Here is a 13,546-nt window from a genome sequence, read left to right as displayed (position 1 = left end):
TACGGAAGGGCTCAGCGCCAGCTGTCGTCGAGCGTCATCGTCCCCGAAGTCCCCGTGGAGAAAGCACGGTTGGGGTCGCTCTCCCAGACGACGGAGCCGTCCGGGTACTTCTTGACGTACTTGTACTGGACGGACGCCCCGGCCGGCAGGGAGACCACGGCGCTCCACACCGGGTACGCGGACGGCGACAGCGGCACGGCCTTCGCCGGGTCCCAGGAGCCCAGTTCGGGCACCGCGCCCACGACGAAGACGTTCTGGCCCCAGGTGGTGGAGGCGTTCTCATGGAACGTCACCGCCACCCGGCCGGGCGGATCGTCGTGGGCGTAGCGCTGCGCGACGATGTCCGGGGTCTCGACGGTCCTGCCCTCGGAGATGCCGACGGCGAGACGCACGTACTGCGCCATGGCCCACATCAGCGGGGTCGCGGAGTTGTCGGGCTTGCCCGGGGTGAACGGCCCGCCGGGACCGGTCCAGATCTGCTCGGGGATCTGGTTGCCGTCGTTCGCGGCGGCGGCCATGTCCGAGAGCATCTGCCGGGCGTGGGCGGTGTTGCCCGTCTGGACGTCGTACTCGCCCCGCTCACCGCTGAGCACCGGCCAGGGACGCCCCACTCCGCTGCCGGTGTAGTCGCCGCCGTCGGCGGTCCCGCCGTACCCGTCGTGGTTGTAGCGGCCCCAGTAACTGCCGGTACGGATCGTCGCGTCCACCGCGGCAAGGGACTTGGCGATCCGCGCGGAGGACGCCGGCTTCACCCCGAGCCGCGACAGCTCGAGGAACCCCTGGTCGACGACGGCCCGTTGGTCCCAGGTGCCGCCGCCGTTGCCGATGGTGACCGTGTCGGCGGTGTCCGGCCTTCCGTTGGGGGTGATCCGCACGTAGTACGAGCCGTCGCCGACGGGCCCGGTGGTGGTGTAGGTGGTGGTGTCGATCGCCGCCTGCATGGCGTCCGCCTTGGCCAGGTACGTGGACGCCAGTCCGTTCTCCCCGCGGGCGCGGGCGATGTCCGCCGCGCACACCAGGCCGGCCACCTCGGCCGCCATGGTGGAGGGGGAGTACCCGCCGTTCTCCTCCCAGCGCTCCTGGCCGGTGACGGGGCCGTGGGCGACGATGTGGTCGGCGAGCAGCCGGAGCCTGGGCCAGGTCGCCGCGTCCTTGCGGCCCAACTGGTGGGCGAGGACCAGCGGGAAGGCGACCTGGTCCTCCTGGGTGCCGCCCCACTCCTGCCGGCCGTCCAGCCAGGAGTTCTGCTTGACGTAGCCGGTGTCGGTCTCCTCGTGGGCGAGGATGTAGTCGAGCGCGTCCTCGGCGTCCGCCCGGTCGCCCGCGGCCAGCAGGGCCGTGGCCATCTGGTACTGGTCCCGGGTCCACACCAGGTGGTAGCCGTGGGCCCCCGGGGCGTCGGCGCTCACGCTCGCACCCCACGGGGTCACCGGCGCGGCGACGAAACCGCCCTTGAAGGTCTTGTCCTCGTCGGCCTTCATCTCCATCAGCGACACGAGGTACTGCCGCCGGAGCCCGGCGTCGCCGGAGACCGAGGACGGCGGGGCGTGGAGCCGGGAGACCCAGGAGTGCCAGCCCGCCCGGAAGCCCTTCTCCGCCTTGTCGAACCCTGCGTGCAGCGAGGCCTTGGCGTCCGAAACCGCCGCGCCCCGGCCGGAGTTGAAGGCCAGCGCCAGGGTGAAGGTCGTCGAACCGCTGCCCGCCACGGGGATGCGGGCGGTCTGCGTGATGTGCCCCGCGGTGTCCGCGCTCTGCCCGGGGGTGGTCAGGGCGTGGGCGGTGGCCAGTTCACGGGCACCGTCACCAGGCGTTTCGGCGTAGCCGGTCGAGGTGCCGGTGAAACCGGTGGACGCGGCCAGAGCGCTGGCCACCGGCCCGTTGGAAGCGGTCAGGACACCGGCGTCGGCCGTCCCCGTGTTGCCCATGCCCTGGTTGTTCAGCGCCGGGCTGTAGTGGGCGTACAGCGACAGGGGAGTGTGCGAGAGGTTGGTGAAGGTCGTTCGCACCAGAACGGTGGAACGGTCCGGATCGGCGACATAGGTCTTGGTGATGCGGTACTTGCCGCTGGCCGCCGTGTTCGTCTGCCGCCACTCCAGCGAGGTGTCGTCCACCAGCGAGACGGCATGGCGGGTGTCGGCGACCTCGTTGTCGGTGAAGGACGAGCCGTCGGTCACGTAGTACTGGAGGCCGAAGGTGCCCGGGTTGTCGGGCCGCGGGTAGAAGACGTTCTGCAGCGCGCCGTTGCCGAGGGTGTACCAGACCTTCGAGTCCGGTGACAGCGCGTCCGCGAAACCGTCGACGCTCGGCTCGTTCCAGTGGGACGGCGCCCCGGGCGCGCCCGGGGCGGGTGCCGCCGTGGCCGGCGTGCCCGCCGCCGCGAACGCCGCGGCGGCCAGGGCGACGGCGGTGAACAAGGACGTCACGCGGCGTCTCGAGGTTGAGGATGAAGGGGAGTTCACGCCGGGAGCGTGGCGCGCTCGCCGCGTACCTGTCAACATCTGAAGCGGAATCGGCCCGTTACGCCCCTATTGGATTCGAGAGGTGAACGCAGCGGGCCGCCCGTCCGTCAGAGGGCGGGAAGCGGCTCCACGGGGTTGCGCAGTTCCTCCGCCGCGTCCGAGACCCGGCGCAGGAGGGACAGGAAGAGCGCTTGCTCCTCGGCCGAGAGCGGGGCCAGGAAGACCTGGTTCATCCGGGCCGTGCGCACGGTCAGCCTGCGGTGCGTGCGCACCCCGTCCTCCGTGAGCCGCAGCAGGAACCGGCGTCCGTCCTCCGGGTCGCGCACCTTGTCGAGCAGCCCCCGGCGGGTGAGCCGGCTGATGACCTCCGCGATCGTCGAGCGGTCGAGACCCACCCGCTCGCCCACGGTCCGCTGGTCCAGGCCCGGTTCGGCTGTCAGCGCGTTGAGGACGCCGAACTGCGGGGAGGTGATCTCCTCGGAGACCATCGTCGTCCACATCAGGTAGTGCGCCTGCTGGAGTCGCCGGGCCAGGTGCCCGGGATGCGTGGTCAGGTCCACCGCGGCCATGGTGCGCCTCCTTCTTTCGTCGGTACACAGAACGATACCTGTTGCCGTTCATCAATGGCTGAAAGCTTGTTGACGCAGGGTTATTGGGCTGCCAGCATGGCGAAATGCTCAGTGCACTGACTTATTGAGGAGTGCTTCTCGATGGACAAGGTGATGGCCACCGCCGCGGAGGCGGTGGCCGACATTCCGGAGGGGGCGTCGCTCGCGGTGGGCGGCTTCGGACTGAGCGGCGTGCCGAACGCCCTCATCAAGGCGGTGCACGCGAGCGGCGTCGCGGAGCTGAGCGTCGTCTCCAACAACTGCGGGGCGAGGGAATCCGGCCTCGCGACCCTGCTCGCCGCGGGCCGGATCTCCCGCGTGACCGGCTCCTACATCGGCGCGAACAAGGAGTTCGCCCGCCAGTACCTCGCCGGTGAGCTGGAGGTCGAGCTGATTCCGCAGGGCACCCTCGCCGAACGCCTGCGCGCCGGCGGCTGCGGCATCCCGGCCTTCTACACCCCCGCCGGTGTCGGCACCCAGGTCGCCGAGGGCGGACTGCCCTGGCGGTACGACGGGCAGGGCGGCGTCGCACTCGCCTCACCGCCCAGGGAAGTACGGGAGTTCGACGGCGTCGCGTACGTCCTGGAGCGCGGCATCCGCACCGACTTCGCGCTCGTACGGGCCGCCAGGGGCGACCGGCACGGAAACCTGGTCTTCAACAAGGCCGCCCGGAACTTCAACCCGCTCGCGGCCATGGCCGGCAACGTCACGATCGCCGAGGTCGAGGAACTGGTCGAACCCGGCGCGATCGATCCGGACCAGGTCCATCTGCCGGGGATATTCGTGCGGCGGGTCGTGGCCCTCACCCCCGAGGAGGCCGCCGACAAGGGAATCGAGCGGCGGACGGTGAGCGCCTCATGACCTGGACCCGCGAACAGATGGCCGCCCGCGCCGCCCGCGAACTGCGCGACGGCCAGTACGTCAATCTCGGCATAGGCCTGCCGACCCTGATCCCCAACCACCTTCCGGAAGGCGTCGAGGTGGTGCTGCAGTCGGAGAACGGGATCCTGGGCACCGGCCCGTACCCGGCCGAGGACCGGGTCGACCCCGATCTGGTCAACGCGGGCAAGGAGACGGTCACCGTCCAACCCGGCGCCTCCTTCTTCGACTCCGCGCTCTCCTTCGGGATGATCCGCGGCGGGCACATCGACGTCGCCGTCCTCGGCGCCATGCAGGTCTCCGCCCGCGGCGACCTCGCCAACTGGGCCGTCCCCGGCAGGACGGTCACCGGCATCGGCGGCGCGATGGACCTCGTCCACGGGGCCCGGACCGTCATCGTCGTCATGACCCACACCGCCAAGGACGGATCACCGAAGATCGTCGAGGAGTGCGGACTGCCGCTCACCGGGAAGGCCTGCGTCGACCGGGTCATCACGGACCTCGGCGTCCTGGACGTCACGGAGCACGGTCTGGTGCTGGTGGAGACCGCGCCCGGTGTCGGCACGGCGGAGATCGCGGCGAGGACCGCCGCGACCGTGATCCTCCCGGCGGAGGTCCCGTCATGAGCCCGCGTGCCGTCTACATCGTCGACGCCGTCCGCACCCCCATCGGCAGGTACAACGGCGCACTCGCCTCCGTACGCCCCGACGACCTCGCCGCCCACACGATCCGCGCACTCCTCGCCCGCACCCCGGACCTGGACCCGGCCCGGATCGACGACATCCACCTCGGCAACGCCAACGGGGCGGGAGAGGAGAACCGCAACGTCGGCCGCATGGCCGCCCTGCTGGCCGGCCTGCCCACCTCCGTACCGGGCGTGACCGTCAACCGGCTCTGCGCCTCCGGCCTCGAAGCGGTGATCCAGGCCGCGCGGGCCATCGCGCTCGGCGACGCCCACATCGCCCTGGCCGGCGGCGTCGAGTCGATGTCCCGCGCCCCCTACGTCCTGCCGAAGAGCGACCGGCCGTTCCCGGCCGGCCACGCCGAGCTGTACTCCACCACGCTGGGCTGGCGCATGGTCAACCCGGCGATGGACCCGCAGTGGACCGTCCCGCTCGGCGAGTCCGCCGAACTCATCGCCGAGAAGCACGCGATCGGCCGCGAACGGCAGGACGAGTTCGCGCTCACCAGCCACCGCAAGGCCGCGGCGGCGCAGGCGGACGGGCTCTTCGCAGCCGAGATCGTGCCCGTCACTGTCCCCCGGGCCCTCGTCGAACGCGACGAATGCGTACGCCCGGACGCCTCCCAGGAGGCCATGGCCAGGCTCAAGCCCTCCTTCCGCACGGAGAACGGCACGGTGACGGCGGGCAACGCCTCCCCGCTCAACGACGGCGCGGCCGCCCTCCTCCTCGCCGACGACGAGGGCCTTACGGCCACCGGACGCGAGCCCCTCGCCCGTATCCGCGCCACCGGCGTCCACGCGCTCGACCCGCACTGGTTCGGACTCGCCCCGGTCGAGGCCGTCAACCGGGCCCTGGCCAAAGCGGGCAGGACCTTCGCCGACCTGTCGGTCCTCGAACTCAACGAGGCGTTCGCCGCCCAGGTCCTCGGATGCGTCGCCGAATGGCCCGAGTTCGACCCGGCGGTCCTCAACCCGCAGGGCGGCGCCATCGCCCTGGGGCACCCCCTTGGCGCCTCCGGCGCCCGCCTCGCCGGAACCGTCGCCCACCAACTCGCCCGCAAGGGCTCCGGAACCGGCGTCGCCGCCCTCTGCGTCGGCGTCGGCCAGGGCCTCGCCCTCGTCCTCGAACGCTGAACTCACCGAAAAAATCAAGGAGTCACCCCATGGCTCTCACCCAGTCCGACATCGACACCGAGATGGACATCCTCCAGGACGCCTACGACAAGGCGGTGTCCGGCGGCGCCCCCGTCCGGCACCACCCGGCGCGCGACTACGCCCCGTACCGCAGTTCCCGGCTGCGCCACCCCCGTCAGCCGCTCGTCGCCGTGCACGGCGGTGACCCCGGGACCGTCGAACTCTCCGGCCCCGTCTTCGGCACGACCGACATCACCGAAACCGACAACGACCTGACCCGGCAGCACGCGGGCGAGCCTCTCGGCGAGCGGATCACCGTCTCCGGCCGGCTCCTCGACCGGGCCGGCCGCCCCGTCCGCGGACAGCTGATCGAGCTGTGGCAGGCCAACGCCTCGGGCCGGTACGCGCACCGGCGCGACCGGCACCCGGCCCCGCTCGACCCCAACTTCACCGGTGCGGGGCGGACCCTGACGGATGATCAGGGCCACTACACCTTCACCACCGTCAAGCCGGGCGCCTACCCATGGCGCAACCACACCAACGCCTGGCGCCCCGCCCACCTCCACTTCTCCCTCTTCGGCACGGCGTTCGCCCAGCGGCTCGTGACGCAGATGTACTTCCCGGACGACCCGCTCCTCGCGCACGACCCGATCCTGCGCTCGGTCACCGACCGGGCCGCCCGTGACCGGCTCGTCGCCGCCTACCGACACGACCTGTCCCGGCCGGAGTTCTCCCTCGGATACGCGTGGGACATCGTCCTCGACGGCCCCTCCGCCACCCGGACCGAGGAAGGGCGCTGACCCCGTGACGAAGACCCCGCTCCCCACCCCGTCCCACACCGTCGGCCCCTTCTACGGCTTCGCCCTGCTCTTCCCCGGCGGGGAGCAGATCGCCCCCCAGGGCCACCCCGACCGGATCCGTCTGCACGGACACGTCCTCGACGGCGCGGGCGCCCCCGTCCCCGACGCCCTCCTCGACTTCTGGCAGGCCGCCCCCGACGGCTCCCTGAAGGGCGCACCCGGCTCGATGCGCCGCGACAGAACCGGCTTCACCGGCTTCGGCCGGGCCGCCACCGACGCCGACGGCCACTACGCCCTGCACACCCTGCCACCCGGAAACGCGGGCCTGCCCCACATCAGCGTGTGCGTCTTCGCCCGCGGGCTGCTGCACCACCTCTTCACCCGCGCCTATCTCGCCGACGGCCCGGACGCACTGCTCGACGGGCTTCCGGCCGGACGCCGCGCCACGCTGCTCGCGGCCGAAGAGCCGGACCGCACCTACCGCTTCGACATCCGCCTGCAGGGCGAAGGCGAAACCGTCTTCCTGGAGTTCCCGTGACCCCCGCCGAACCCGACACCGGTCTGCTCGCCCCCGGCCGGGCGGGCTCCCCGGCCGAATCCGCCACCGGCGACACCGCCTGGCTCCAGGCGCTGCTCGACGCGGAAGCCGCCCTCACCCGCGCCCAGGCGGCGCTCGGACTCGCCCCGCCCGAAGCCGCCCGCGCCGTCACGGAGGCGGCCGACGCGGCCCGCTTCGACCTCCGCTCGATCGCCCTGCGGGCGCGCGGCGGCGGCAACCCGGTGATCCCGCTGGTGGCGGAGCTGACCGCGGCGGCGGGGGAGTGGGGGCCGTACGTCCACCGGGGCGCGACCAGCCAGGACATCCTGGACACGGCGGCCATGCTGGTCGCCGTCCGCACCCTGGAGACGATCCTCGCCGAACTGGCCCGTACGGAACGGGCGCTCGCCGCCCTCGCCGCCGCCCACCGGGACACCGTGATGCCCGGGCGCACCCTCACCCAGCACGCCGTCCCCACCACCTTCGGCCTCAAGGCGGCGGGCTGGCGCTCGCTCGTCCTCGACGCACGCGACCGGCTGCGCACGGTACGGGACACCCTGCCCGCCCAACTCGGGGGCGCGGCAGGGACCTTGGCCGCCTTCGCCGCCTACGGCTCCGGCGACCCGCTCGCCCTCCTGCCCGCGTACGCCCGTGAACTCGGCCTCGCCGCACCGGCGCTCCCCTGGCACACCCTGCGCACTCCCGTCGCCGACCTAGCCGGGCCCCTCGCCTTCACCGCCGGCGCTCTGGGCAAGGCGGCCGCCGACGTCCTGACCCTCGCCCGCACCGAGATCGCCGAGGTGGCGGAGGGCACCGGGGGAGGGTCTTCCGCCATGCCGCACAAGGCCAACCCCGTCCGTGCCACGCTGATCGCCGCGGCCGCCCGCCGCGCACCCGGCCTCGCCGCGACCCTGTACGCCTCCATGGCAGCGGAGGACGAACGGCCCGCCGGTGCCTGGCACGCCGAATGGGAGCCGCTGCGCGACCTGTTGCGCCTGGTCGGCGGCGCCGCCCGGGACGCGTCCGAGCTCATGGAGGGCCTGCGGGTGGACTCCGGCGCCATGCGCGCTCACCTCGGGCTCACGCGCGGACTGATCGTCTCGGAACGGCTGGCCGCGGAGCTCGCCCCGGTGCTCGGACGGACCCGCGCCGAGGAGCTGCTCACCGAGGCCGCCCGCCGGGCGACCGCGCAGGACCGCCCGCTCGCCGACGTCCTGACCGGGGACCCCGCACTCGTGGACGCCGACCTGGCCGACCTCACCGACCCCGCCCGCTACACCGGCTCCGCCCAAGCCCTCACCGACCGTGCCCTGGAGCGCCCATGACCGCCCTTCACCACCGGGAGGAGGGCCCGGCCACCGCCCCCGTCCTCCTCCTCGGCCCTTCGCTCGGCACCTCCACCGCCCTGTGGGACAAGGTGGCCCCCGAACTGTCGGCCACCCACCGCGTCGTCCGCTGGGACCTTCCCGGCCACGGCGGCTCGCCTGCCCGTCTGATCGGCCCCGGGGCGACCGTCGCCGACCTCGCCGCCCTCGTGCTCGACCTCGCCGACTCCCTCGGCGCCGGGCGCTTCTCGTACGCCGGGGTCTCGCTCGGCGGAGCCGTCGGGCTCCATCTCGCCGTCCACCACCCCGAGCGGGTGGAGCGCCTCGCCGTACTGTGCTCCTCCGCCCACTTCGGCGGCTCCGCGATGTGGCGGGAGCGGGCCGCGGCCGTCCGCCGCGCGGGCCTGGACGCGCTCGCCGCGACCGCCGAAACCCGTTGGTTCACCCCCGGGTTCACCGTCCCGGAGCTGGTGACGGACCTTCGGCGAGCCGACCCGCAGGCGTACGCGGCCTGCTGCGACGCACTCGCCGCGTTCGACCTCCGCGCGGAGCTCGCCTCGGTCGCCGCGCCGACCCTGCTCGTCGCGGGCCGCGCGGACCCCGTGACCCCGCCCGCCCATCTGCGGGAGATCGCCGACGCCGTCCCCGGCGCCACGCTCACCGAACTCCCCGGCGCCTCCCACCTGGCCCCGGCCGAACAGCCCGAGGCCGTACTCGCCGCCCTGCGCGCCCACTTCACCGGATGCGCCGCACACGGCATGCAGGTGCGCCGCCAAGTGCTGGGAGACGCGCACGTGGACCGCGCCCAGGCCCGGCAGACCCCGTTCACCGCCCGCTTCCAGGACCTCGTCTCCCGCTACGCCTGGGGCGAGATCTGGACCGACCCCACCCTCTCGCGCCGCGAGCGGAGCCTGATCACCCTCACCGCCCTCGTCGCCCACGGCCACCACGACGAACTGGCCATGCACGTCCGGGCGGCCCGCCGCAACGGGCTCACCGCGGACGAGATCGGGGCCGCCTTCCTGCAGACGGCCGTCTACTGCGGCGTGCCGGCCGCGAACACCGCGTTCGCGGTGGCCCAGCGGGTGCTCGCGGACGACACGGACGGGGGGTGAGCGGGACGACGGCTACGGCCGGGCGTCCCCGGGGTGGGCGAGGTCGTACGGGCGCGGATAGGGGCCCGGCCGGTACGCGACATAGCGGGCCTTGCCCGACGGATTCTCCTTCCGGGCACGGGAGTTGAGGACGCCGGGCGAGGTGTGCCACCGGCCGGTGTCCAGGCGGTGCTCCAAGGTGTGCAGGGCGCCCAGCATCTCGCCCGCGGTGAAGGTGCAGTGCCCGGGCCCGTCGACGGCGGCCTGACTGAGCAGGGCGTCCGCACCGGCCGCCGTGGCGGCCCGCCGGTAGGCGCTCTCGGACTGCACCGGGATCAGCGGGTCGCCGGTGGTGTGGATGTCGAGCTGGGGGCGGGCCAGCCGGCCCGTGAGAACGCTGGTGTGCCGCATCCACCGCACGGCCGACGGGTCGGCGGATATCCGGGGCGCGCGGCCGAGGGCCGTCAGGTCGTCGCGCAAGGACAGTCCCGCCTCCTTGTAGAGCTCGGTCACCTCCTTGAACACCGAGGAACGGCGGAGCATGGCCGTGTAGTCGACGCCCGTGTTCCAGGACGGGTTGCCGCCCGCCCGGCTCTCCATCTCCTGCCGCCAGTTGAAGGCAGGGTTCTGGAGGAGCCCTCTGACGGCCGCGTACTGGTTGGCCTGCCGGGCGTTCCAGTCGCCCGGCTCCGGCTCGGTCTGCGAAGGGTCGTTGTAGCCGGGGATGTTGTGCAGGGCGGCGGCGAGCGCGATGCGGGCACGGCCCTCGGGGGTCTGCTGGGCGGTGGTGACCTCGGCGGTGAGCGCGTCGGCGGCGCTCTTCGCGGCCGCCTGGCCGGCGAACCCGGTGAGCGGGATGTCCGCGCCGGGGGCGAGGAGCGTCTTCAGCGCGAACACCGGATCCAGCGTGCTGTTCCAGTTGGCCACGCCGCCCTGCACGAGCCCGCACATGGACAGGGAACCGTCGAACCGGCCGGCGTGCCGCTCGGCGAGTGCCGTCGTGACGAGCCCGCCGTACGAGGTGCCCCAGGCGAGGGTCCGGCGCGCCGTGCCGAACTTCTCCGTGAAGCGGTCCAGCGTGGCGAGCTGGTCGGGCACCGCGTCCGTCACGGCCCAGCCGTTCGTCGCGTACGAGGAGCCGATGAGCGCGTAGCCCTCGGCGAGCAGCTTGTCCCGGGACGCCGGACTGGGCGCGTCCTGGGCGGGGTTGGGCCCTCCGGCGGCGTGGTAGCCGTGGCTGTAGAGGAGGACGGTGCCGTTCCAGGCGGTGGGCACGTCCATCAAGTAAGCGGCGCCCGACGGGAGTCGGCCCTCCAGGTGGGTGTCCGTGGCGGCCCGGGCGGGCAGCGCGGTCGCCGCGCAGACGGCCAGGGCCAGCAGTGCGGTGACATGGATGCGGGTTCTCGACAAGGGAGTCCCTTCCGGGGTCGGGGTGGCGGCTCGGGGCGCGGAGGAGCCCGGGGCGTCCGTGCGCGTCTCGCGCAGGCGCCATGGGGCGCGTGCGGTGATCGCCGCGCCGACGGTGATCGCGCCGCCGTCCCGGTGAAGTTAGGCACAGATCGTCCAGCCGTCAATCACCCGTGTGACTCCGCGACCCGCAGCAACAGCGCGTGCAGGGCCTCCCGTTCGGCAGGCTCGAGCGGGTCCAGCAGCTCGTCCGTCACGCGCAGGCTCGCCTCGTCGGTGTCGCGCAGGAAGGCGCGTCCGTCGTCCGTCAGGACGACGATCCGGCTCCGGCGGTCGTCGGGGGCGGACCGGCGCTCGACGAAGCCCAGCTTCTCCAAGTCGTCGACCAGGCCGACGATCGCGCTGGGGTCGTAGCCGAGCCGCGCGCTCAGGCCCCGCTGCAGCGCGCCGTCCGAGGTGGCGAGGAAACGCAGCAGCGCGTAGTGGCGCAGGCGCAGCCCCGACTCGCGGAGGGAGGCGTTGAACAACTGCCCGGAGCGCAGGCCCAATCGGTACAGGAGGTAGCCCGTGTCCGCGTGCAGCTCGCGCATCCACGGCTCGTGCGCGTCGATCGGGGCGGAATGCCTGGCATATCGCTGGCGGGTGATGGCGGGCTCCCTGGTCGAGGCCCCGGGCGGGGCCGTTCGGTCACAGTGTCGCGCATCTCGCCGGACGCCAACAACTATTGACGTTAACAATCATTGCTCTTACCTTCGATCTCGAAGTCGCCATCCTGCGCGCCTCGTTGGCGCGCCCCATGCGAAGGGACTCGTTCGTGCCCAGCATCGATCTGACCGGGAAGGCCGCCGTCGTCACCGGCAGCGGCCGGGGCCTCGGTCTCGCCTACGCACACGCCCTGGCCGCCCACGGAGCCTCCGTGATCGTCAATGACACCGACGAGACCGTGGCGGCACAGGCCGTCAAGTCCATTGCCGAGGCGGGCGGCACGGCCGTCGCCGAGGTCGTCGCGGTCGGTACGGCCGAGGCCGCGGACCGGCTGGTCGCCCGCGCGGTCGCGGAGTTCGGCCGGCTCGACGTCCTCGTCACCAACGCCGGCATCCTGCGCGACAAGGTCTTATGGAAGATGACCGACGACGACTTCGACGCGGTGCTCACCACCCACCTCAGGGGCACCTTCACCTGCGCCCGCGCCGCCGCCGTCCGGATGCGCGAACAGGGCGAGGGCGGCACCCTGATCCTGATCGGCTCCCCGGCCGGCCAGCGCGGCAACTTCGGCCAGACGAACTACTCCGCCGCCAAGGCCGGCATCGCCGCCATGGCCCGCACCTGGTCCATGGAACTGGCCCGCGCGGACATCACCGTCAACGCCGTCGTACCCGTCGCCGCGACCGCGATGACCGAGACCATCCCCGCCTTCGCCCCGTACGTGGAGGCCCTGAGGAACGGCGAGCCGCTGCCCGGCTTCCTGCGCAAGGGCGAGGGCTTCGGCACCCCCGAGGACTGCGCCGCCCTGATCCCGTTCCTCGCCTCGGACGCCGCACGCGGCATCACCGGCCAGGCCATCGGCATCGGCGGCGACAGAGTCGCGCTCTGGTCGCACCCCCAGGAGATCCGGACGGCGTTCGCCGACGGCGGCTGGACCCCCGAGACCCTCGCCGACGCCTGGCACACCTCCGTCGGCGCCGAACTCCAGACGGTGGGCATCCCCGCCCCCAGCCTCCCGGAGGCGTGATGGGCACCGGCATGAACATCGACGAGCTCGTCGCGATCGACGTCCACACCCACGCGGAGGTGTCCGCCAAGGGCCACACCTCCCTGGACGACAACCTGCACGCCGCCTCCTCCGCCTACTTCAAGGTCGGGGGCGAACGGAAGCCGACCCTGGCGGAGACCGCCGCCTACTACCGCGAGCGGCGGATGGCCGCCGTCGTCTTCACCGTCGACGCCCAGTCCGCCACCGGCACCGAACCGGTCCCCAACGAAGAGGTCGCCGAGGCGGCCGCCGCCAACCCCGACGTCCTCATCCCCTTCGCCTCCATCGACCCCTTCCGGGGCAGGGCGGGTGTGCGGCAGGCCCGCCGCCTGGTGGCGGAGCACGGGGTGAAGGGCTTCAAGTTCCACCCCAGCATCCAGGGCTTCTTCCCCAACGACCGGGCCCTGGCATACGGCCTCTACGAGGTGATCGAGGAGACCGGCACCATCGCCCTCTTCCACACGGGCCAGACGGGGATCGGCGCCGGAGTGCCCGGCGGGGGCGGCTTCCGGCTGAAGTACTCGAACCCGCTCCATGTCGACGACGTCGCCGCCGACTTCCCGCACCTGAAGATCATCCTGGCGCACCCGTCCTTCCCCTGGCAGGACGAGGCCCTCGCGGTGGCCACGCACAAGCCGGGCGTGCACATCGACCTGTCCGGCTGGTCGCCGAAGTACTTCCCGCCGCAGCTCGTGCAGTACGCGAACACGCTGCTGAAGGACAAGGTCCTCTTCGGCTCCGACTACCCCGTCCTCACCCCGGACCGCTGGCTCGCCGACTTCGCCCACCTGCCGGTCAAGGACGAGGTCAGGCCGAAGATCCTCAAGGGGAACGCCGCCCGCCTGCTCGGGCTGACGAAACCGTAAG

At 72.8% G+C, this 13,546-nt stretch carries 13 protein-coding genes; 9 read left to right on the top strand and 4 right to left on the bottom strand.

What is annotated here, in order from left to right; all coding sequences use genetic code 11:
* Positions 1–11 precede the first annotated feature (11 nt).
* On the bottom strand, positions 12–2,423 hold the full coding sequence (locus ACV530_RS02800) for a glycoside hydrolase family 15 protein (RefSeq protein ID WP_494330590.1): 2,412 nt from the start codon (positions 2,421–2,423) through the stop codon (positions 12–14).
* Between the two features lie 143 nt (positions 2,424–2,566).
* Positions 2,567–3,028 (bottom strand): MarR family winged helix-turn-helix transcriptional regulator, encoded by a 462-nt coding sequence (locus tag ACV530_RS02795; RefSeq protein ID WP_494330589.1) that lies wholly within the window; start codon positions 3,026–3,028, stop codon positions 2,567–2,569.
* A gap of 141 nt (positions 3,029–3,169) precedes the next feature.
* Between ACV530_RS02795 and ACV530_RS02790 the strand changes: the two genes are divergently transcribed.
* From ACV530_RS02790 to pcaDC, 7 genes are read left to right on the top strand one after another with little or no spacing between them, the layout of a single operon-like run.
* Positions 3,170–3,928, top strand: coding sequence for a CoA transferase subunit A (locus ACV530_RS02790; RefSeq protein ID WP_494330588.1), 759 nt, complete (start codon positions 3,170–3,172; stop codon positions 3,926–3,928).
* A complete protein-coding gene (locus ACV530_RS02785; protein WP_494330587.1) occupies positions 3,925–4,572 on the top strand; it encodes a CoA transferase subunit B in 648 nt (215 codons plus the stop codon). Before ACV530_RS02790 ends, ACV530_RS02785 begins: the two co-directional genes overlap by 4 nt.
* On the top strand, positions 4,569–5,762 hold the full coding sequence (locus ACV530_RS02780) for a thiolase family protein (protein WP_494330586.1): 1,194 nt from the start codon (positions 4,569–4,571) through the stop codon (positions 5,760–5,762). The genes ACV530_RS02785 and ACV530_RS02780 overlap by 4 nt, the downstream gene beginning before the upstream one ends.
* A gap of 29 nt (positions 5,763–5,791) precedes the next feature.
* The gene (pcaH, locus tag ACV530_RS02775) at positions 5,792–6,562 is read left to right on the top strand and encodes a protocatechuate 3,4-dioxygenase subunit beta (RefSeq protein WP_494330585.1); all 771 of its coding nucleotides are present in this window, start codon (positions 5,792–5,794) and stop codon (positions 6,560–6,562) included.
* A 4-nt stretch (positions 6,563–6,566) separates the two neighbouring features.
* Positions 6,567–7,100 carry a protocatechuate 3,4-dioxygenase subunit alpha gene (gene pcaG, locus ACV530_RS02770; RefSeq protein ID WP_494330584.1) on the top strand — a complete coding sequence of 178 codons (534 nt, stop codon included), beginning with the start codon at positions 6,567–6,569 and terminating at the stop codon, positions 7,098–7,100.
* Positions 7,097–8,425 carry a 3-carboxy-cis,cis-muconate cycloisomerase gene (gene pcaB / locus ACV530_RS02765; protein WP_494330583.1) on the top strand — a complete coding sequence of 443 codons (1,329 nt, stop codon included), beginning with the start codon at positions 7,097–7,099 and terminating at the stop codon, positions 8,423–8,425. The genes pcaG and pcaB overlap by 4 nt, the downstream gene beginning before the upstream one ends.
* Complete coding sequence (pcaDC, locus tag ACV530_RS02760; RefSeq protein ID WP_494330582.1) at positions 8,422–9,540, top strand: bifunctional 3-oxoadipate enol-lactonase/4-carboxymuconolactone decarboxylase PcaDC; 1,119 nt, start codon at positions 8,422–8,424, stop codon at positions 9,538–9,540. Before pcaB ends, pcaDC begins: the two co-directional genes overlap by 4 nt.
* Positions 9,541–9,552: 12 nt before the next feature.
* On the opposite strand, the gene ACV530_RS02755 is transcribed toward pcaDC, so the two are convergent.
* Both ACV530_RS02755 and ACV530_RS02750 read right to left on the bottom strand, forming a co-directional pair.
* Positions 9,553–10,929, bottom strand: a complete 1,377-nt coding sequence (locus ACV530_RS02755; protein WP_494330581.1) for a DUF6351 family protein — start codon at positions 10,927–10,929, stop codon at positions 9,553–9,555.
* Between the two features lie 164 nt (positions 10,930–11,093).
* Complete coding sequence (locus ACV530_RS02750) at positions 11,094–11,516, bottom strand: MarR family winged helix-turn-helix transcriptional regulator (RefSeq protein ID WP_494330580.1); 423 nt, start codon at positions 11,514–11,516, stop codon at positions 11,094–11,096.
* Between the two features lie 224 nt (positions 11,517–11,740).
* Here ACV530_RS02750 and ACV530_RS02745 point away from each other — a divergent pair, with 224 nt between their 5' ends.
* Together ACV530_RS02745 and ACV530_RS02740 are read left to right on the top strand one after the other, a co-directional pair.
* A complete protein-coding gene (locus tag ACV530_RS02745; protein ID WP_494330579.1) occupies positions 11,741–12,658 on the top strand; it encodes an SDR family NAD(P)-dependent oxidoreductase in 918 nt (305 codons plus the stop codon).
* Between the two features lie 11 nt (positions 12,659–12,669).
* Positions 12,670–13,545 (top strand): amidohydrolase family protein, encoded by an 876-nt coding sequence (locus ACV530_RS02740; protein ID WP_494330813.1) that lies wholly within the window; start codon positions 12,670–12,672, stop codon positions 13,543–13,545.
* Position 13,546 lies beyond the last annotated feature (1 nt).

The organism is Streptomyces sp. SX-6, assembly GCF_059089585.1.
This window is presented reverse-complemented; position numbering and strand designations above follow the sequence as displayed.